The 17,777-nt window shown below is 64.2% G+C and carries 21 protein-coding genes and 1 riboswitch; of the genes, 9 read left to right on the top strand and 12 right to left on the bottom strand.

The window, feature by feature from the left end; translation table 11 throughout:
- Positions 1 to 243: 243 nt before the first annotated feature.
- Positions 244 to 387, bottom strand: a complete 144-nt coding sequence (locus KTQ42_RS18970) for a hypothetical protein (protein WP_217347185.1) — start codon at positions 385 to 387, stop codon at positions 244 to 246.
- 186 nt (positions 388 to 573) lie between these two features.
- Between KTQ42_RS18970 and KTQ42_RS18965 the strand changes: the two genes are divergently transcribed.
- Positions 574 to 1,197: a class I SAM-dependent methyltransferase gene (locus KTQ42_RS18965; RefSeq protein WP_217347184.1), complete on the top strand. Its 624-nt coding sequence runs from the start codon at positions 574 to 576 to the stop codon at positions 1,195 to 1,197.
- Between the two features lie 20 nt (positions 1,198 to 1,217).
- On the opposite strand, the gene KTQ42_RS18960 is transcribed toward KTQ42_RS18965, so the two are convergent.
- The 6 genes from KTQ42_RS18960 to KTQ42_RS18935 all read right to left on the bottom strand — a co-directional run bounded on the left by KTQ42_RS18960 (position 1,218) and on the right by KTQ42_RS18935 (position 3,656).
- A complete protein-coding gene (locus KTQ42_RS18960) occupies positions 1,218 to 1,556 on the bottom strand; it encodes a DUF202 domain-containing protein (protein WP_217347183.1) in 339 nt (112 codons plus the stop codon).
- A 13-nt stretch (positions 1,557 to 1,569) separates the two neighbouring features.
- On the bottom strand, positions 1,570 to 1,932 hold the full coding sequence (locus KTQ42_RS18955) for a DUF202 domain-containing protein (RefSeq protein ID WP_217347182.1): 363 nt from the start codon (positions 1,930 to 1,932) through the stop codon (positions 1,570 to 1,572).
- Positions 1,933 to 2,058: 126 nt separating this feature from the next.
- Entirely contained in the window at positions 2,059 to 2,394 is a 336-nt protein-coding gene (locus KTQ42_RS18950; RefSeq protein WP_217347181.1) for a YnfA family protein, read from the bottom strand.
- Positions 2,394 to 2,879: a YeeE/YedE family protein gene (locus KTQ42_RS18945; protein WP_217347636.1), complete on the bottom strand. Its 486-nt coding sequence runs from the start codon at positions 2,877 to 2,879 to the stop codon at positions 2,394 to 2,396. The genes KTQ42_RS18950 and KTQ42_RS18945 overlap by 1 nt, the downstream gene beginning before the upstream one ends.
- Before the next feature lie 10 nt (positions 2,880 to 2,889).
- Positions 2,890 to 3,321: a YeeE/YedE family protein gene (locus tag KTQ42_RS18940; RefSeq protein ID WP_217347180.1), complete on the bottom strand. Its 432-nt coding sequence runs from the start codon at positions 3,319 to 3,321 to the stop codon at positions 2,890 to 2,892.
- The gene (locus KTQ42_RS18935) at positions 3,318 to 3,656 is read right to left on the bottom strand and encodes a metalloregulator ArsR/SmtB family transcription factor (protein ID WP_217347179.1); all 339 of its coding nucleotides are present in this window, start codon (positions 3,654 to 3,656) and stop codon (positions 3,318 to 3,320) included. The genes KTQ42_RS18940 and KTQ42_RS18935 overlap by 4 nt, the downstream gene beginning before the upstream one ends.
- 171 nt (positions 3,657 to 3,827) lie before the next feature.
- Here KTQ42_RS18935 and KTQ42_RS18930 point away from each other — a divergent pair, with 171 nt between their 5' ends.
- Complete coding sequence (locus tag KTQ42_RS18930; RefSeq protein WP_249222993.1) at positions 3,828 to 4,541, top strand: DUF1264 domain-containing protein; 714 nt, start codon at positions 3,828 to 3,830, stop codon at positions 4,539 to 4,541.
- Positions 4,542 to 5,046: 505 nt separating this feature from the next.
- A complete protein-coding gene (locus KTQ42_RS18925; RefSeq protein ID WP_217347178.1) occupies positions 5,047 to 5,280 on the top strand; it encodes a hypothetical protein in 234 nt (77 codons plus the stop codon).
- Here KTQ42_RS18925 and KTQ42_RS18920 read toward each other — a convergent pair.
- A complete protein-coding gene (locus KTQ42_RS18920) occupies positions 5,205 to 6,041 on the bottom strand; it encodes a GDSL-type esterase/lipase family protein (RefSeq protein WP_249222992.1) in 837 nt (278 codons plus the stop codon). The genes KTQ42_RS18925 and KTQ42_RS18920 overlap by 76 nt on opposite strands.
- 277 nt (positions 6,042 to 6,318) lie before the next feature.
- Between KTQ42_RS18920 and KTQ42_RS18915 the strand changes: the two genes are divergently transcribed.
- Entirely contained in the window at positions 6,319 to 6,489 is a 171-nt protein-coding gene (locus KTQ42_RS18915; RefSeq protein WP_217347177.1) for a hypothetical protein, read from the top strand.
- 102 nt (positions 6,490 to 6,591) lie between these two features.
- Here the strand turns inward: KTQ42_RS18915 and wrbA are convergent, their stop codons facing one another.
- Both wrbA and KTQ42_RS18905 read right to left on the bottom strand, forming a co-directional pair.
- A complete protein-coding gene (gene wrbA, locus KTQ42_RS18910) occupies positions 6,592 to 7,191 on the bottom strand; it encodes an NAD(P)H:quinone oxidoreductase (protein WP_217347176.1) in 600 nt (199 codons plus the stop codon).
- A gap of 157 nt (positions 7,192 to 7,348) precedes the next feature.
- The gene (locus KTQ42_RS18905) at positions 7,349 to 8,134 is read right to left on the bottom strand and encodes an enoyl-CoA hydratase-related protein (RefSeq protein ID WP_217347175.1); all 786 of its coding nucleotides are present in this window, start codon (positions 8,132 to 8,134) and stop codon (positions 7,349 to 7,351) included.
- 339 nt (positions 8,135 to 8,473) lie between these two features.
- On the opposite strand from KTQ42_RS18905, the gene KTQ42_RS18900 reads away from it, so the two are divergent.
- Both KTQ42_RS18900 and KTQ42_RS18895 read left to right on the top strand, forming a co-directional pair.
- Positions 8,474 to 8,728, top strand: coding sequence for a helix-turn-helix domain-containing protein (locus tag KTQ42_RS18900; RefSeq protein ID WP_217347174.1), 255 nt, complete (start codon positions 8,474 to 8,476; stop codon positions 8,726 to 8,728).
- The gene (locus KTQ42_RS18895; protein WP_217347173.1) at positions 8,729 to 10,051 is read left to right on the top strand and encodes a type II toxin-antitoxin system HipA family toxin; all 1,323 of its coding nucleotides are present in this window, start codon (positions 8,729 to 8,731) and stop codon (positions 10,049 to 10,051) included.
- Between the two features lie 28 nt (positions 10,052 to 10,079).
- On the opposite strand, the gene KTQ42_RS18890 is transcribed toward KTQ42_RS18895, so the two are convergent.
- Complete coding sequence (locus KTQ42_RS18890) at positions 10,080 to 11,381, bottom strand: GGDEF domain-containing protein (protein WP_217347172.1); 1,302 nt, start codon at positions 11,379 to 11,381, stop codon at positions 10,080 to 10,082.
- A 584-nt stretch (positions 11,382 to 11,965) separates the two neighbouring features.
- Between KTQ42_RS18890 and KTQ42_RS18885 the strand changes: the two genes are divergently transcribed.
- Positions 11,966 to 14,071: an Ig-like domain-containing protein gene (locus KTQ42_RS18885; protein ID WP_217347171.1), complete on the top strand. Its 2,106-nt coding sequence runs from the start codon at positions 11,966 to 11,968 to the stop codon at positions 14,069 to 14,071.
- A 290-nt stretch (positions 14,072 to 14,361) separates the two neighbouring features.
- Here the strand turns inward: KTQ42_RS18885 and KTQ42_RS18880 are convergent, their stop codons facing one another.
- A complete protein-coding gene (locus KTQ42_RS18880; protein ID WP_217347170.1) occupies positions 14,362 to 14,883 on the bottom strand; it encodes a 6,7-dimethyl-8-ribityllumazine synthase in 522 nt (173 codons plus the stop codon).
- A 165-nt stretch (positions 14,884 to 15,048) separates the two neighbouring features.
- Positions 15,049 to 15,218, bottom strand: a riboswitch (FMN riboswitch).
- A gap of 139 nt (positions 15,219 to 15,357) precedes the next feature.
- Between KTQ42_RS18880 and KTQ42_RS18875 the strand changes: the two genes are divergently transcribed.
- Complete coding sequence (locus tag KTQ42_RS18875) at positions 15,358 to 16,575, top strand: MFS transporter (RefSeq protein WP_217347169.1); 1,218 nt, start codon at positions 15,358 to 15,360, stop codon at positions 16,573 to 16,575.
- A 58-nt stretch (positions 16,576 to 16,633) separates the two neighbouring features.
- On the top strand, positions 16,634 to 17,776 hold the full coding sequence (locus tag KTQ42_RS18870) for a zinc-binding dehydrogenase (RefSeq protein WP_249222991.1): 1,143 nt from the start codon (positions 16,634 to 16,636) through the stop codon (positions 17,774 to 17,776).
- Position 17,777: the final 1 nt, after the last annotated feature.

The raw sequence follows: 17,777 nt of genomic DNA, 5'->3' as shown, positions 1-17,777 counted from the left end.
CCGGTTATGGCCGGCCTACCATGCCCATTCTTGTGCAGCCGGGCCGCGCGGCTTTGCGTCACATCAGACGGCGGCGTGGCTGGGGCCGGGGCGCTGCCGGCCCCAGCCAGCCAAACCTTACCGGATGATCACCATGCACATGCGCGTGACCAAATTCCATGGCCCCAGCGTCACGTTGCCGGCGTTGACGCGCTTGCGGAACACGCTACAGGTGAGAGTGGCGCTGCCTTCGCGGGTATCGGTCTAGGTGTCGTCGACCCAGGACGACACGCCGCGGTCGTTCTGCAGGGCGATGTAGACGTCGGCCGCGGCATTGGGGGTAGAAGAGGCCAGCGGCTTGCCGGCATAGCTCCTGGAGTCGTTGGCGGTCCATACACTGGGTGCCAATCGGGTTGCCCGGTTGCTCCGTTGGCTGCAGACTCCTGGTTGGACAGGTGCAAGGTGCCTAGTCGATTTTATTCCACGGAAGCAAAGCAAAGCGCCGAATACGACAGCCGCTATGCTCGTCGGTATATTGCAGATGCTGGCGCCCGTCTACGCCAGCCGGCATTCCTTATCTCAATGGGAGTCACCATGACAGATGCACGCTTCTTTCAAGCCGCCGCCACCTGGGACCAGCGCTACAGCGCACCGGAATTCGTCTTCGGCACCGAGCCCAATGCCTACCTGGCAGACCAGGCCGGCCTGCTGCAGGCGGGCAAGAAGGCTCTTGCCGTGGCGGATGGGGAAGGACGCAATAGCGTCTGGCTGGCACGGCAGGGACTGCTGGTCGATGCCTTCGACATATCGCCGGTAGGCGTGGACAAGGCGCGTCGCCTGGCGAGGGAGGCCGGTGCCGACGTTAACTACCACGTCAACAGTTGCGACGACTGGGCCTGGCAAGCCAAAGCCTACGACTACGTCGTGGCGATCTTCGTACAGTTCGCCGATCCCGACATGCGAGACAGGCTGTTTGCCAACATGGTGAGGAGCCTGAAGCCGGGCGGCTGCTTGGTGCTGCAGGGATACACCCCCAGGCAGCTGGAGTATAAAACCGGCGGCCCCGGCCTGCTGGAACACCTGTACACCGAGGACATGCTGAGGGCGGCATTCGCCGGCCTGCGCATTGTCGACATGCGGTCCTACGATGCGCAGTTGAATGAAGGCAGCCGGCACAGCGGCATGTCCGCGCTGGTTGGCATGGTGGCGCAGAAATAAGGGCCGACGGAAAGGGCCTGTCAGACCTTGCCAACGAAGGCGCTGGCCACCGCCGCCAGCAGGCAGGCCAGCGCCGCGCCTAGCGCCAGTGCGCGCATCAATGCCGGATGCACAGGCACGGGCTTGGCGCCGGTCATTAATGCCCTGGCCCGCATCCTGCCGCAAATATGGAAGCCGGCAGACGACGTCAATAGCGCGAGCCCGAACAGCAGCAGCATGCTTTCGTCATCGGCCAGGCCGGCACGCAGCCACAGCAGCGCATTGACCAGAAAGGCGAAGGCGGTGCGGCTCCAGGCAAGCGCGGTTCTCTCTGCCTGCAGGCCGGGGTCATACGGAGACAGGGCGTTCTGGACAGGCACGATGCGGCAGCGCTTAGGCGATGGCGACCATCACGCCGACGAAAATGCCCAGCATCAGCAGGCACACCGACAGCAGTGGGATTACATGGGGAAAGGGCAAGGGCTGTGCATGGCGCATCGCGATTTCATTGGCCCGCCAGCGGAAATAGGCCAGCCCGCACAGCGCCGCGGCCAGCAGGCACAGGAGCACGGTCCCGGCAAGCGCCAGTCCTCTGGGCTGCAGCCGGCTGGCGAACTGGTGCACCAGCACTGCGCCGGCCAGGATGGACAGCGCTGTCCTGATCCAGGCCAGGTAGGTTCGTTCGTTGGCCAGCGAGAACCGGTAGTCAGGTTCCGTGCCGTCCTGTTGCCAGGCCGGTCTCCTGCCTTGCCGCATTGTCTTACCCCCGGGTTGTTTATGATGACGGCGCATGTCGATGCCAGCGTCCGTCGCTACGAAGCGCGCCAGTATATCAGCCGCCTTCCATGCTCCACGGCGGCGCCAGGCGCATGCCGGCGACGGTCATTGCGCCTGCGGCTGGAGGGCAATCACCGCCATGCCCGCCAGCGCCAGCAGCGCGCCGGCGACGTCCCAACGGCTTAGGGCGATGCCATCGACCAGCCGCAGCCACAGCAGCGCGACCACGATGTACATGCCGCCATAGGCCGCATAGGTGCGGCCAGCCGCCGCCGGATGCAGCGTCAGCAGCCAGGCGAATGCCACCAGCGAGGCGGCAGCCGGCAGCAGCAGCCAGGGCGACCTGGCGTCGCGCAGCACCAGCCACGGCAGGTAACACCCGACGATCTCGGTCAAGGCTGTCAGTGCGAACAGGGCGGCGACTTTCACTATTTCTGGCATTAGGGGCCTCGGTGGACGGGATCGGTGCCTGCCAAACGCGCCTGGCGCTGGGCAGCCTTCTGCTGGTCGTCCTGCGGTCGCCATTCCAGCAACTCGAACAGCGCCATGCCGACCAGCGTCGCCAGCACGAACACCAGCGGCCTGATGCCGCCTGACAGCAGCAAGGCCAGCGACGGGCCGGGGCAATAGCCGGCCAGCCCCCAACCTGCGCCGAAGGCCAGGCTGCCCAGCGCCAGGCGGCGGTCGATCCGGGTGGCCGCCGGCAGCCGCATCGGCCCGCCGAGCAGGACGCCCGATCTGCGCCCGGCCAGCCGGAATGGCAGGAAGGCCGCCGCGATGGCGCCGGCCATCACCAACGCCAGCGACGGGTCCCAGTTGCCGGCCAGGTCGAGAAAGCCGATCACCTTGGCCGGATTAGTCATCCCTGACAGGATCAGCCCGATGCCGAACACCAGGCCCGACAACAATGCAATGACGATCTGGATGGCGGACTCCTCAGGCCAGCAGGTGGCGGACGATAAACACCGTGGCGAAGCCGGCCGCCGTGAAGCAGATGGTGGCTACCAGCGAGCGCGGCGACAGTTGGGCAATGCCGCAGACGCGATGTCCGCTGGTGCAGCCGGCGCCATAGCGGATGCCGATGCCCACCAGCAGGCCGGCCGTGATCAGGATGCCGGCGTCGGCATCCACCACCGTCTCCGGCAGGGGCCGGGCGATGGCGTAGAGCAGCGGCGCGATCACCAGGCCGGCCAGGAAGGCAACCTGCCACAGGATGTCGTTTCTGGCTGGACGCAGCAGTCCGCCGAGGATGCTGCTGATGCCCACGATGCGCCCGTTGAAGAGGATGAAGATCGCCGTCGAGATGCCGATCAGGATGCCGCCCGCCAGCGAGGCCCATGGGGTGAAATGGGTCCAGTCGATGTTCATGAGGCTTTCTCCTTCTCCTGTTCCGGGGCGCAGTAGAGCGCATGGAGTACCGTCATCACCGCCAGCGCTTCCCGGCTGGCGATGCGGTAATAGATCTGCTTGCCCTCGCGGCGGGTAGCGACCATGTCCTCGTCGCGCAGCACCGTGAGCTGCTGCGACAGCGTCGGCTGCCTTATCCCGGTCATTTCTTCCAGTTCGCCGACGCAGTATTCGCCCTGTGTCATCTGGCACAGCAACAGCAGCCGGTCCGGATTGGCCAGCACCTTCAGCAGACCACAGGCCTGGCCAGCAGCCTGGCGCAACTGTTCGATATCGATAGTGGCGGTGGTGCTCACCGTGTCACCTTGTGGTTTGTTATGGCCATGCAAGTTGCAGGCGCATTTTTTACTCGGCCATATTATATATTTTTGTATAGTGAATCACCAGCAGCCTGTGTCGCCATGCAGGGCGTGGCTGACGCAATGCCGTGTTTTCGGCGCCAACAGCACATCACAGAACCCAAGGACATGACCACGACCCCCAGCATCGCCAGCAACGCCTGCCTCGCCCTCGCCGCCACCTCAACCGTGCATGCGCAGGAGCGCAGCAAACCGAAAACCGCCGTCAGCGGCGAAGCCAAATCGGCCAAGACCAAGACGCTGGAAGCCGGCGCCAGGCTGTTGCAGAGCAAGGCTCCCCTGCGTGACTTCGATGTCTACCTGGTCGGCTTTCACCCGTTGAAGGACCATCCGGATACCCAGATCGAAGCCCGTCATTACTGCCATCAGGTCAATCAGGACTTTGCCCAGTGCGTGCTGTTCGACGGCAATACCGGGCGCGCCAACATGAATGACGTGGAATACATCATTTCCGAAAAGCTGTTCGCCGGCCTGCCCGAAGAAGAGCGCAAGTACTGGCATCCGCATAATGGCGAGACCCTGTCCGGCCAGCTGGTGGCGCTGGGTATACCGCAGGCGACGGAAAAGTCGCTGATGAAGACCAAGATATACAGCTACGGCACGACCTGGCATTCGTGGAACACCGGCATGGCCGGGCAGGCGGGCGACCGGCTGCCGCTAGGCGACCCGATGCTGGCATGGTCCTTCAGCCGCTACGGGGGATCCTGCCTGGGCTGGCCGAGAAGTGCGACCAGGCGCTGGGCACCGACACCGGCAAGAAGCGCCAGGATCGCGCCGATCTGCGGTCGCTGGCCAAACCGCAGTCCGGCGTGGACGACCTAAAGGACAGGTTCGACCGGCCGACCAGGGAGATTCCAGGCGTGGTCGACAGCAAGGCCGGCGCTGCACGGCGCTGACCTGCGGCTGCCGTGCCTCATGCCGGCAGTGACAGCGCCACCCTGGCCACCATGCCGACCGCAACCAGCGTAGCCACCATGGCAAAGGCGCTGGAGATGGGCGCCGCCGATGCGTGGCGCAACCATGCAGGCCGCGCATGGCCCATGCCGAGCTAGTGCGGCCTGCGGAGTTTTCCAGGAATGTCTGGCGGATTTGCACGGCAACCCGGCCTCAGCAAACGGACGCTGTACCGGAGCCCTGGAACCCGGGCATCGCCATGCCCGATCAGGAAGCAGATTCATGACCGGCAACGGCCATGCGGCACCGCCCCTGATGCCGGCGCCAGCCGGCCCTTGCAGCGATGGAAGTGCATCGGGCACGCGCCGGATCAAGCATCGATGGCCGCGCAGCAGGCATGATGCCTTCATGATGCCCAGCCACCTGCCCAACGATGCTGCTTAGGGTTGATACTGTCACCGGCCCCCTTGGCCTGCTGGAGCCGGCCGCCTTCTGGCTCGGCACCGAGAGGATCACGGTACTCGATATCGTCGACCGCTGGCCGGCGGCTGACTATACCTATTTCAAGGTGTCCACCAACGACCAGGCCAGCTATATCCTACGCCATGACAGCCGGCAGGACTGCTGGGAACTGACGCTCTTCAAGTCGCCCGGCCAGGCTGTCTGACCTTTCTTCCCTATGCTTACGTCCAGCAGACCGGCCAGCGGCGCCTGCCGTTCCAGTTCATCGAACCAGACCGCATAGCCGGCATCGCTGGGATGCAGTCGGTCGGCCGCGATCAGCCGCTGCGGGTCCTGGGCGAAGGGGTCGGCTGCATGTTCGCGGTAGAGGTCGACATAGGCCGCGCCCACCGTGCCGGCGCTGGCACGCGCCAGCCGGTGCAGCAGGCGCGCCCTGTATGAAAGCAGCCACGACAGCGGCCGCGGGAAGAAAGGCGCATTGCCCACATTCGGCGCCGGCAACAGGATGACTCGCCCTGCCTGCGAGGCTGCGCGATGCAGCGTCAGATCGATGTCCCGCGCCAGGCGCGACTCTGACGTGAAGCGCATCACGTCGTTGGCGCCGCCGGCAACCAGGATCAGGTCATGCTGCCCGACGTCGCGCAACTGCTCGGCGATGTCGGCGAAACGCGCGCCGGCGCGGGCCAGGTTGCGTATCCGCAGCGACGGGTAACGCGCAGCAATGCGACCCGCCAGGCTAGCTTGCGGCGTGCTGGCGCCGGTGCCCAGCGCGGTGCTGTCGCCAACGATCAGCACGCTGGCCTCGGCCGCTTCCGGGCTGGCATGGAAAGGCCTGCTGAGCCGGCTCAGGCGCGCCGCGTGGCGGAGGTTCTGCATGGTGCTGCCACCGACCGATGCGGCGGCAGCCAGCATGGCCAGATAAAGCGTGCCGCGCACGGCCAGCCGGCCGGAAGTGCTTGCGATCATTGATGGATTCCCTGCGGCGGACTTCGCCACGAAACGGCTGCCTGGGGCGATCATGTGCCTTGGGGAACAGCCTGCGGCGGTATTGCCGCCTTCTGTCGAGCCCGCAAGCCTAGCCTCGGTTCAGCCATTCCGCCGTCGCCTTCGTTTGACGCAACATTTCTGTGGCTGTCTGTCAGCCGATTCCGACGACCGATACGCTGCTTGTCCGATAGGCATCCGGAACACGCTGACCTAGAGTCCACAACATAGACACCTATTTCATCATCAGGAGACTGCCATGAACCGCGACACCGATACCCGCAAGGTCACGCAGACGGACGAAGACGACCGCGCCGCCCAGCCCACCATCGTGCATGAAACCGTGCCCGGCGAAGATCCGATCATCCAGGGAAGCGATATGGACGCCAAGAACAAGGCCGGCAAGAGCACGGCAGATGAGGATATCTGAGGTGACAGGCTAAGGTGGCTGACACCCGGCAGCCCATGCTCGCCGGTTGCGGGTGCCAGAGAAAGCAAGCCGCTGCCCTCTTCCTTGCCTGTCCTCCTGCCTTCAGCCGAACAGCTTGTTGGCCGTTTTGGCGATCAGCTCGCCCTGGTGGCGCGCGCCGTCCAGTTCGAGTTGGCTGGGCCGGCGTTCACCCTTGCCGCCCGCGATGGTACTTGCGCCATAGGGGCTGCAGCCGACGATCTCGTCCATCGTCATCTGGCCCTGGAAGCTATAGGGCAGGCCAACCACGGTCATGCCGAAATGGAGCAGGTTGGTAATGATGGAAAACAGCGTGGTTTCCTGTCCGCCGTGCTGGGTGGCGGTGGAGGTGAAGGCGCCGCCCACCTTCCCGTTGAGCGCGCCGCGCGCCCACAGGCCGCCGGTCTGGTCGAGGAAGCTGGCCATCTGGGATGGCATGCGGCCATAGCGGGTCGGGGCGCCGATGATGATGGCGTCGTAGCTCTCCAGTTCATCCACCCTGGCTTCCGGCGCCTGCTGGTCCAGCTTGAAGTGGGCATTCTTCGCCACTTCCGCCGGAGCGGTTTCGGGCACCCGCTTGATGTCAACCGTCGCGCCCGTGCCGCGCGCGCCTTCCGCGACCGCATTCGCCATGGTTTCGATATGGCCGTAGGTGGAGTAATAGAGAACGAGAACCCTGGACATGCTTGCCTCCGCTGATCATTAAATGATGAATCCGGCGGACAGGGCCGCCGGGCTGACTCGTAGAGAAAGCCCGGTATCCATAGTTCAACCAATCGGCGGCAGGAAGGACTGCCGTCATGAGGGTGCGATTTGATCAAGCCCGGCGCGGCGCCGCCAGCTACCTGCCCTTGAAATGCGGCGCGCGCCGCGCGAAGAAGGCGTCCATCGCCTCGGCGAAGTCCTCGGTGGCGGCGCTGGCGCGGAAGTTGTCGCGCTCCAAGTCGAGCTGGGTGTCGAGATCATTGTCGAGCGCCTGCCGCAGCAGGCGCTTCATGCGGCCGATGGCCAGCGTCGGTCCATCGGCCAGCCTGCGCGCTAGCGCATCGGTTTCCTCCTGCAGCGTGGAAGCCGGCACTACCCGGTTGATCAGGCCCAGCCGCAATGCCTCGGCGGCGTCGAAGGTATCGCCCAACAGCGCAATGGCCATCGCGTTGCGCAATCCGACCAGGCGCGGCAGGTTCCAGGAGCCCGACACGTCGCAGTTGGCGGCGACATTCACATAGGCTAGGTTGAAACGGGCGGTATCGGCGGCGATTGCCAGGTCGCAGGCCATGGCCAGGCTCAGGCTGCCGCCAGCCACGCTGCCATGCAGGCTGGCGATCACCGGCGCATTCATCGCCGCCAGGTGCCTGACCGCCTTGTGCATCGGCTCGATCAGCGCCATCGCGGTGCCGACCGGGTCCTGCCGCAACGCCGCCAGGTCGCCGCCGACACCGAAGGTGCGGCCTTCGCCGCGCAGCACGACGGCGCGTACGCCGGCGTCCGCCGCCAACTCGGCGCAGGCATCATGAAAGGCATTGGCGGTCGGGATGTCGAGCGCATTGAGGCCGTCCGGACGGTTCAGGATCAGCCAGGCAACGCAGCCTTCACGGCGCAGCACGACGAGTGCATTGGATACAATCATGACGCATCTCCTCTTCTTTTTGTGGGTGGGACTGGGACAGCGCCGCTTTCCTGTAGCGGCCGGTTGCTGCCATGGTGCACGCAATGGCTTTATTCGTCCATTGTCGGTTCGAAGCAACTGAACATCGGACTTTGTTAGAGCAAGCGGCTTCCTGTGTTCCTGGCCTCATCTGACATCATCTTTAATATTGCCTTGGGTACCTTTTTTAACGAATAAACAACTATTATTCTTTTAAAATAATAATTTCTATTTATTCGCTTTAAGATATAACATGACAACATGATTGAACGCTGCAACCTCGCTGTCCCGCTTCCATCACCGTCTGCCTAAGGAGCCTGAATGATGATGCCCATCCGCACCACCGGACAGCTGGGCCCGGTACTGCGCAGCCTGCGCAAGGCCAAGGGCTGGTCGCAGGCAGAACTCGGACGGCGGGTTGGCCTGTCGCAGGAACGGATTTCCGCCATCGAGAGCCGGCCGGAAAAGGTCAACCTCGACACCCTGCTGACGCTGGCCATGGCGCTGGACGCCGAGTGGAGCATCGGCGAGCGCGCGCCCGCAACGCCCTCCCCGGATGCCGGGGAGCAGTGGTAGATGGCCGGCCGGCCTTCCCGCAGCCGTGCGCTCGACGTCTGGATGAATGGCGAACTGGTGGGCCGCTGGACGCTGGCGGGGTCCAGCCACCGTTTCTCCTATCACGCTGCCTGGCTGTCCAGCCCCAATGCGCGGCCGCTGTCGCTATCCTTGCCGCTGGCGCAGGGCAGCCATGCCTTCAGCGGCGAGCCGGTCGAGCATTACTTCGACAACCTGCTGCCCGACAGCCTGGCGATCAGGAAACGGCTGGCGGGCCGGTTCGGCGCCGCGTCCACCCGCGCCTTCGACCTGATCGAAAAGATAGGGCGCGACTGCGTCGGCGCGGTGATGCTGCTGCCGGCCGGCGCCGCCGCGCCGGAGGTACGAACCATCGAGGCCGAGCCGCTGTCGGAAAGCCAGGTGGAAGGCCTGCTCGATGCCGCCATTGGCGGCACCGGCCTAGCCATGGACGATGGCGAGGAACTGCGCATCTCGATCGCCGGCGCGCAGGAAAAAACCGCACTGCTGTGGCAGGGCCAGTGGTGCCGGGCGCTGGCGGCCACGCCCACCAGCCACATCCTGAAGCTGCCGCTGGGCGAAGTCGGCGGCGCCCGCGCCGACTTCTCGACCTCGGTAGAAAATGAATGGCTCTGTTCACTGCTGGCCAGGGCCTTTGGCCTAGAAGCTGCCAGCAGCCATATCGAACGGTTTGGCCGGCACAAGGTGCTGGTAGTGGAACGCTTCGACCGGCGCCGCATGGATGGCTGGATCGCCAGACTGCCGCAGGAAGATTTTTGCCAGGCGCTGGGCTGCCCGGTCGAACTGAAGTACGAGAGCCGCGGCGGGCCCGGCATGGCGACCATACTCGACCGGCTGCGCGGCAGCAGCCTGGCAAGCCGGGACCGCGAGACCTTTCTCGCGGCGCAGTTGCTGTTCTGGCTGCTCGCCGCGCCGGACGGGCATGCCAAGAATTTCAGCATCTTCCTAGAACGCGGCGGCGCCTTCCGCCTGACGCCGCTATACGATGTGCTGTCAGCCTGGCCCGTGATCGGCGACGGCCCGAACAGGCTGCCCTGGAAAAAGGTAAGCATGGCCATGGCGCTACGCGCCGGGAATGGCCATTACCGGATGGCTGAAATTCAGCGCAGGTACTGGAATGAGGTGGCCAGGCGCAATGCGGTGGGCGCGGATTTCGAAGCGGTGATCGAGCGTTTCATCACCCGCGCGCCGGCCGCCCTGGCCGAGGTGGCCGCTCGCTTGCCAGCAGACTTTCCGGCTTCGGTATCTGAACCTGTGTTCAGCGGCATTTTGAGCCAGCTGGCGGCGCTGCAACGGCAGGGCTGACAAGCCGGCTCCGCGTCCGGCAGCAGCTTCAGTCCTGCGGGGATTGGCTATTTTTCTTCTCAAGGTACATTGCCTGGTCGGCATGCCTTAGGATATGGCCTGCTTCCAGGCCATGGTCGGGATAGAAGGCAAGCCCGATGCTGGCGCGCGTCTGCACCGGTTGCCCGTTCAGATACGCCGGCTGTTGCAGCGCCCTGCGCACCGTATTGGCCACCACGATTGCCTGCTGTTCCTGCGCGACCTCTTCCAGGAGGACCACGAATTCGTCGCCGCCTAACCTGGCCACCGTGTCGACTTCCCGCACCACGCGCTTCAACTGCTGTCCCACGTGTTGCAGCAGCAGGTCGCCGGCGGCATGGCCGAGGGTGTCGTTGACCTGCTTGAAGCCATCGAGGTCGATGAACAGCACCGCGGCGCGGCATTGCTTGCGTCGGCAGCGTGCTAGTACCGTTTCCATCCGGTCTTCCAGCAGGCGTCGATTTGCCAGCCCGGTCAACTGGTCGTAGCGTGCCAGGCGCAACAGCTCATCGTTGAGATTCCTGCGCCGAATCGCCGTGGCTGCCTGTGCCGCGACGAAATGCAGCAATTCCCTGTCCCTGTCGGTCTGCGTCATCCCAGCCGGCTGCCTGACCAGCAGGACGCCGATTGCCTCTTTGTGCGATACCAACGGCATGGCAAGCCACAATGGCGCGCCCGGTTCGTCTTCGGGCAATACCATGGCCTCACCGGTGCGGATCACGGTGGCGCAATGCCGCAGCGTTTCTGCGTCCCGGGCCTGTCGCGGGGACGCATGCTGGCCGGGACGACAGGCAAAAGCCGGCTGGCCAGTCATGGCGTCGCAGGTAATGACCGCAAAGCCGGTCAGCGGCACCAGCGTAGCGATAATGCGGTGGATTTCCTGGAACAGCTGATTCAGGTCAGTGGCTTCGTGCGTTGCTTCGGAGATGGCATAGGTTGCCGCCTGCATCTGCTCCGCATGCCTGCGTTCGCTGATGTCGCGGGCGACGCCAATGCGCAGTTGTGCTGCCTCGGACCAGCGGGCCGACCACATGATCGACACCAGGTGGCCATCCTTGTGCACATAGCGGTTCTCGAAGCCTACCCGGTCGCAGCCGGCCACCACCTTGCTGGCTTCCTCCAGCGTGCGCGCACGGTCCTGCGGAGCAACATGGTCGAGCAGCCACTGTCCTGTGAACTCCTGCGGCGTGTAGCCGAAGATGCGTTCGCAGCCTGCGCTGACATAGACGACACGGCCGTCTAGACCGACAAGGAAAACCGCATCTAGCAGCAGATCCACAAACGGCGGCAGCAGGTCTCTGTTGATATCCATCGCGGCATGATACTCGCTTACTGACGGACAACAACTGGCCACCCTGTCTTGAATAGCTTGCGACCTCAGGAGCCTGAAAGTGGCCCGGTCCGCAGGATAAAAGCGCGCGGTGGAAGCGATATCAGGCAACCCGCCGACGCAACAGGCAAAACGCCCTTTTCTATTGACTAACTTAAGTGCAAAGCGATTTGCACAACGTTCCTTCACTGAATCAGAACGATCATCGAATTGCTGCATCACGGAAAAAATGGGCGAGTCATTGTCGGGCATCCTATTCCGTCGAACTGCAAGCTTATTTATCTGAGGCCGAGCAAAGCAGTCGTCTCGGGATCAAACCGCGAAAATTCCCGAATGACTATGCAAATTACTATTGATAAAGGCGTAAACCGCACATTATTTCAATTGCCCTGCACTAAATTTCGAAATACTATCATGCAACGAATTCCGTTATAAAACAATGACTTATATTTCCATAGGGAAAAGTTTAAATTACATTTTGGAAATTAATTGTGACGGATTCTCAGGCACGGCGAACGGCCCGCCATCAGGCCCTAGCCTAAAACACCAAAAACCAGGAGACATGCATGTTGAAAAATACTGGCCGCCGCATGGCGTCTGCCGTGGTGTTGCTTGCCCTTCCACTGACTGTGCTGGCCGATGGCGTCGCCATCCGCTATGACCTGTCGGATCCGGCTGGCAGCCCCTTCCCGAGCGACCGCTTTACCGTCGCCGACCCCGATCAGAACACCGGCCGCCGCGTAGCATTGCCGCTGCCCAACTGCACCATACGGCCCAGCGACTGCGCCGACATCAGGGTGCTCAACACCCTGGACGGCTTTTCCACCCAGCCTCGCATCACCCTGCCCTTCAACGGCGACATCGACCCCCGTACCGTCAACAGCAACACGATTTTCCTGATGAATCTCGGCGATACGCTCAACGGCGCGGGCGCCGGCCAGAAGGTCGGTATTAACCAGGTGGTATGGGACCCGGCCAGCAAGACCCTGGCCTTCGAATCAGATGAATTGCTCAACGAGCATTCCCGCTATGTACTGCTTGTTACCGACGGCGTGCGCGATGCCAGCGGCAAAAAGCTCAAATCGATCGACATGGATAATGACGATAGCGATCAGCGCCGCGAGACCAGCGAATACCGGCGCGAGTTGCGCGATGCGTTGCGCTCGCGCATTCCGGCCAACCTGAAGGTGGCCGCCGCCACCCTGTTTTCCACCCAGAGTATCAGCACCGATCTGTACAAGATCATGCAGTCGGTCAAGAGCGCCAAGCCGACCGCTAGCTTCATAATCGGCAATAACGGCAATGCCCGGGCAGTGTTTCCGGTGGCCGGCACCACCATTTCCTTCAAGCGCCAGACGGGCGCCACCAGTTTCGCCACATCGCAGCTGCCGGTCACGGCGCTGCAGGTCGTACCAGGCGCCGTAGGACACATTGCCTATGGCACTTTCAATTCGCCCAGCTATCTGAACGATGCCAAGTACATCTCGCCAACACCAACCCGCACCGGCCAGCCTGTGCCACAGCGCAATGAAAAACTGGTGTTCCAGCTGTTCCTGCCATCTGGCGCAAAACCAGCCAACGGCTACCCGGTTGCCATCTTCGGCCACGGCTTTACCGACAGCATGTACGGTGCGCCATGGACGGTGGCATCGACTTTCGCCGCTAAAGGCATTGCGACCCTGGCAATACAGGTGGTGGGCCATGGAGGCGGTGAGCAGGGCACGCTGACGGTCACCAGCGGCGGCAACACAGTCACCGTGCCAGCCGGCGGCCGTGGCTATGACCAAAACGGCGACGGCGCGATTGAATCCACCGAAGGCGTCAACGCCGCCCCACCCTACACGGTGCTGGGCAGCCGCGATGGCCTGCGCCAGACCGTGGTTGATCTGATGCAACTAGTGAGCGTGGTGGACAACGGCATGGACGTGGACGGGGACGGCAAGGCCGATCTCGACCGTCAACGGATCTATTATGCCGGCCAGTCCTTCGGCGGCATCTACGGCACCATCCTGCTGGGCGTGGAACCGCGCATCAAGGCCGGCGTGCCCAACGTGCCGGGCGGCTCCATCACCGAGGTGGCAAGGCTGGGCGGATTTCGTCCGCTGACGGGCATCGCGCTGGCCAGCCGGCTGCCGTCGCTGATCAACCTGCCGCCGGCGGGAGGCATCAACTTCGATGAAAACATCCCGCTGCGCAACCTGCCGCCGGTGGTCAACAATGTGCCGGGCGCAATGGCGATTCAGCAGCTGCTCGACCGCAACGAGTGGGCGCAGCAAGCCGGCAACCCGGTGTCGTACGCGCCGTTCATCCGGTCCCACCCGTTGCCGGGCAACAGCGCCAAGCCAGTGCTGATCCAATTTGCGCGTGGCGACCAGACGGTGCCGAATCCCACCACCACCGCGATCCTGCGCGCCGGCAAGCTGGCCAACGCGGCCGTGCAGTACCGCAACGACCTGGCTTACAAGGCCAATCCGGCGGTGCCGAAGAATCCACACACTTTCCTGACCAACATCGCCAATCCTGCGGCGGCAGCCTTCGCAATCGGGGCTCAGCAGCAGATTGCCGAGTTCTTCATCAGCAATGGCGTAACGGTAATAGACCCGGATGGCATGGGCGATATCTTTGAAGTGCCCAGCAAGGATCTGCCGGAGACGCTGAACTTTATCCCCTGACCGGAAATGCCGGAACGCGGCAACGCGTTCCGGCAAAAGCCCCGGCACAACGCCTGGCCGCCTCGACGGTGCCCAGGCGTTGCCACGTCAGGCCATGGCGCGCTTGCGGCCTGGCCTCAGAACACACCCAGCAGCAACAGCAGCAATAAGGTTAGCACCAGCGATACGGCAATAGAGCCGAGGCAGCCGAGCCGGCTGGAAAAGAATACGAACATCGCGTCCTCCGCAATCAGCAACACCGGCTTGGATCACGGAACCGCGCTGGCGTTGCATGCGGGCCGCCGTACGACTCACGTCCCTGCGTCAGGCAGGCCGCGCAGCCGGCGCACCGCCTGCATGGTGGCATGGCAGGCCTTGGCGGCCTCCTCGCCCTTGACCACAAAATGCGCGGCGAAGAAGTCGCGGTGCTCCGCGCCGGCGTGGAAATGATGCGGCGTCAGCACGGCGGAAATCACCGGCGTGCCAGTGGAGAGCTGCACGTCCATCAGGCCGGAAATTACCGCCTGGGCAACGAACTCATGACGGTAGATGCCGCCGTCCACGACCAGCCCGGCGCCTACGATGGCGCCATAGCGGCCGCTCTGCGCCAGCAGCTTGGCATGCAGTGGAATTTCAAAAGCGCCGGCGACCTCGAAGAAATCAACGTCGCTCCCGGCATGGCCGAGGCGGCCGATTTCGGTCAGGAAGGACAGCCGGCACTGGTTCACGATCTCGCTGTGCCAGCCGGCCTGGATGAAGGCAATGCGGCTACCCGGCAGGGCGGCAGCGGTGTCGCCGGAGTGGATGGATTGGATGGTTTGAATGGACTGCATGCTTGTTACTCCTGTTTTCGATGGACAAAAAACAGGGCTTGCGATCGATGGGAAAGGATGCGCGCCATGCGTGAGTGGCATGGCTGCCGGCCAGGCGCGGCTGCCTCGTCACCGCATGACACGACAAGGCAGCCCGCGCCGCAACAGCCGGCTTGGCAGGCACTATCCCGCTCTCTCTTTATCCGGACTGTAACCGTCGGTCCCGGAATCGCACCGGGTCTGCTGACCTTGCCGCAACCCAGATAAGCCGGTGCGGCGGCAAGCGCTCGCGGACTAGGACCAGTTGCCTGGCCATTACCGCCGGTGAGGAATTTCACCTCGCCCTGAGAACGTATGCGGTCCGGCATGGCCGGAAACCGCGCCCGGAATGTAGCACAGCGCCGGCCTGTCTGCCTGACCGAACGATTTGTCGCTAACCGGCTTTCGCGGCAGAATCATGCTCTCGCGCCCCCAGCGCATTGCCCATAGGCCGCCATGTCCGCTCCCTCCCGTCCGGTTTTCCTGCTGCTGAACCTGGGTCATGCGCTCGACCACCTCTTCATGCTGATCTTCGCCACTGCGGTCACCTCGATCGCGGCCGACTTTGGCTTCGCCCGCTGGGAAGACCTGATGCCCTATGGCGTCGGCGCCTTCTTCCTCTTCGGCCTCGGCTCGTTGCCCTCGGGCCGGCTCGGCGACATCTGGGGAAGGCGACAGATGATGACGGTATTCTTCCTCGGCCTGGGCGCGTCGGCCCTGCTGGTGGCCTGCACCCGGAATGCCTGGCAGCTCGCAGGCGCACTGGCACTGCTCGGCGCCTTCGCCTCGATCTACCATCCGGTCGGCATACCGATGGTGGTGCAGGGCAGCCGCCGTCCGGGCGCCGTGATCGGTATCAACGGCCTGGCCGGGAACCTCGGCGTGGCGCTGGCAGCAGTGCTGACGGGCTTGCTGATCCAGGCGCACGGCTGGCGCGCGGCCTTCGTCGCACCCGGCCTGCTGTCAATTGCCTGCGGCCTGCTGTTCTGGCGTGTGGCGCCAGCCGAGATGGCGCCACACGCCAGACGCGCCGCCAGCGCCGCCGCAGCGCTGCCGCCGGAGCTGGTAGCGCGGGCCTTCGTGGTGATGACCGCGGCCGCCGTTTCCAGCAGCCTGCTGTTCAATTTCTCGACCAATGGCAATGCCCGCCTGCTGGCCGAGCGGCTGCAGGGCACGATCGATGATCCGGCGCGGCTGGGCATGCTGCTGGCCACGGTGTACGCGGTGGCGTCACTGGCCCAGCTGGTGGTGGGCCAGCTGATCGATCGCATGCGCATCAAGCGGCTTTACCTCTGCATCGCCTGCGCCCAGGCGCCCTTGCTGCTGCTGGCCGCGTTTTCCAGCGGCTGGGCGCTGTATGCGCTGCTGCTGGCCACCATGATCTGCATCTTCGGCGCGATTCCCTTTACCGATGCCCTGATCGTGCGCTATGTCGATGACCGCATGCGCTCGCGCGCCACCGGCATGCGGCTGGCGGTGTCGTTCGGCATCAGTTCAATCGCGGTCTGGCTGCTGGGCCCGGTGGTCAAGGCTGGCGGCTTCACCACACTGCTCATGATCATGGCCGGCATCTCGGTCTGCACCGCTGCCATCGTGGCCTGGTTGCCGGAAGAGCAGCGCGCCACGGCGACGGCGCCGGACCTGGCACAAGCCGGCAAGTCGGGCCGGTGTTAAGCTTTGCCGCTTTCCCCTGCCCGACCTGCCGCAGGCCTATCAAACAAGGAGACGACAATTGACTACCCCGATCCAAAACACTGCCCTGGAACTGCGCTCGCTGGTCAAGGCTAGCGGCGAGCTTGAACTGTCGCTGGCGCCGGTACCGGTGCCGGTGCCGGCCGAGAATGAAGTGCTGGTGCGCGTCGAGGCCTCGCCGATCAATCCGTCCGACATCGGCCTGCTGTTCGGCGCGGCCGACATGTCCAGCGCGGTCTTCAGCCGCAATGCCAGCGGCCCTGTGGTCACCGCGCCGATTCCGGAGCGCGGCATGAAGAGCATGGCGGGCCGGCTCGACCAGTTGCTACCGGTGGGCAATGAAGGCGCAGGCGTGGTGGTGGCGGCCGGCGCCTCGCCGGCGGCGCAGGCGCTGCTGGGCAAGACGGTGGCGGTGCTGGCCGGGGCCATGTATGCGCAATACCGCTGCGTGCCGGCGGACCAGTGCCTGCCGCTGCCGGCAGGCGCGACCGCGGCGCAGGGCGCGTCGGCCTTCGTCAATCCGCTAACGGCCCTGGGCATGGTGGAAACCATGCGCAACGAAGGCCACAAGGCGCTGGTGCATACCGCCGCGGCGTCCAACCTCGGGCAGATGCTGAACCGCATCTGCATCAGGGATGGCATCGGGCTGGTCAACATCGTGCGTTCGTCGCAGCAGGCCGAACTGCTCCGGGGCATGGGTGCGCGCTACGTGGTCGATTCCAGCACCGACAACTTCATGCAGGAACTGACCGACGCGCTGGTCGGCACCGGCGCCACCATCGCCTTCGACGCCATCGGCGGCGGCCGACTGGCCGGCCAGATCCTGTCTGGCATGGAAGCGGCGGCCAATCGCACCGCGAAGGAATACAGCCGCTATGGCTCCACTACCTTCAAGCAGGTCTATATCTACGGCGGCCTCGACACCCGGCCAACCGAAATCGTGCGCGACTTCGGCATGACCTGGAGCATGGGCGGCTGGCTGCTGTTCCCCTTCCTGCAGAAAGTCGGCCCCGAGGTGGTGGCGCGGCTCAAGCAGCGGGTCGCCGCGGAACTGACCACCACCTTCGCCAGCCATTACACGAAGGAAGTGTCGCTGTCCGAAGCGCTGGGCGCCGACGCCGTAGCCGTGTATGGCCGGCGCAGCACAGGCGAAAAGTACCTGCTCAATCCGTCGCGCGGATAAG

Origin of the sequence: Noviherbaspirillum sp. L7-7A (assembly GCF_019052805.1) — a bacterium.
In the GTDB taxonomy this organism is placed as follows: domain Bacteria; phylum Pseudomonadota; class Gammaproteobacteria; order Burkholderiales; family Burkholderiaceae_D; genus Noviherbaspirillum_A.
The sequence above is the reverse complement of the archived record's forward strand: the minus strand, read 5'-3'. Positions and strand labels throughout refer to the sequence as shown.

Bases quoted from the DNA above. Each gene is read 5' to 3' on its own strand.
- KTQ42_RS18875 (WP_217347169.1), top strand. From the start codon at position 15,358: ATGTCCGCTCCCTCCCGTCCGGTTTTCCTGCTGCTGAACCTGGGTCAT.
- KTQ42_RS18915 (WP_217347177.1), top strand. From the start codon at position 6,319: ATGAACCGCGACACCGATACCCGCAAGGTCACGCAGACGGACGAAGAC.
- KTQ42_RS18930 (WP_249222993.1), top strand. From the start codon at position 3,828: ATGACCACGACCCCCAGCATCGCCAGCAACGCCTGCCTCGCCCTCGCC.
- KTQ42_RS18965 (WP_217347184.1), top strand. From the start codon at position 574: ATGACAGATGCACGCTTCTTTCAAGCCGCCGCCACCTGGGACCAGCGC.
- KTQ42_RS18880 (WP_217347170.1), bottom strand. From the start codon at position 14,883: ATGCAGTCCATTCAAACCATCCAATCCATCCACTCCGGCGACACCGCT.
- KTQ42_RS18940 (WP_217347180.1), bottom strand. From the start codon at position 3,321: ATGAACATCGACTGGACCCATTTCACCCCATGGGCCTCGCTGGCGGGC.
- KTQ42_RS18955 (WP_217347182.1), bottom strand. From the start codon at position 1,932: ATGCGGCAAGGCAGGAGACCGGCCTGGCAACAGGACGGCACGGAACCT.
- KTQ42_RS18900 (WP_217347174.1), top strand. From the start codon at position 8,474: ATGATGATGCCCATCCGCACCACCGGACAGCTGGGCCCGGTACTGCGC.
- KTQ42_RS18905 (WP_217347175.1), bottom strand. From the start codon at position 8,134: ATGATTGTATCCAATGCACTCGTCGTGCTGCGCCGTGAAGGCTGCGTT.
- KTQ42_RS18925 (WP_217347178.1), top strand. From the start codon at position 5,047: ATGCTGCTTAGGGTTGATACTGTCACCGGCCCCCTTGGCCTGCTGGAG.
- KTQ42_RS18950 (WP_217347181.1), bottom strand. From the start codon at position 2,394: ATGCCAGAAATAGTGAAAGTCGCCGCCCTGTTCGCACTGACAGCCTTG.
- KTQ42_RS18890 (WP_217347172.1), bottom strand. From the start codon at position 11,381: ATGGATATCAACAGAGACCTGCTGCCGCCGTTTGTGGATCTGCTGCTA.
- wrbA (WP_217347176.1), bottom strand. From the start codon at position 7,191: ATGTCCAGGGTTCTCGTTCTCTATTACTCCACCTACGGCCATATCGAA.
- KTQ42_RS18895 (WP_217347173.1), top strand. From the start codon at position 8,729: ATGGCCGGCCGGCCTTCCCGCAGCCGTGCGCTCGACGTCTGGATGAAT.
- KTQ42_RS18920 (WP_249222992.1), bottom strand. From the start codon at position 6,041: ATGATCGCAAGCACTTCCGGCCGGCTGGCCGTGCGCGGCACGCTTTAT.
- KTQ42_RS18885 (WP_217347171.1), top strand. From the start codon at position 11,966: ATGTTGAAAAATACTGGCCGCCGCATGGCGTCTGCCGTGGTGTTGCTT.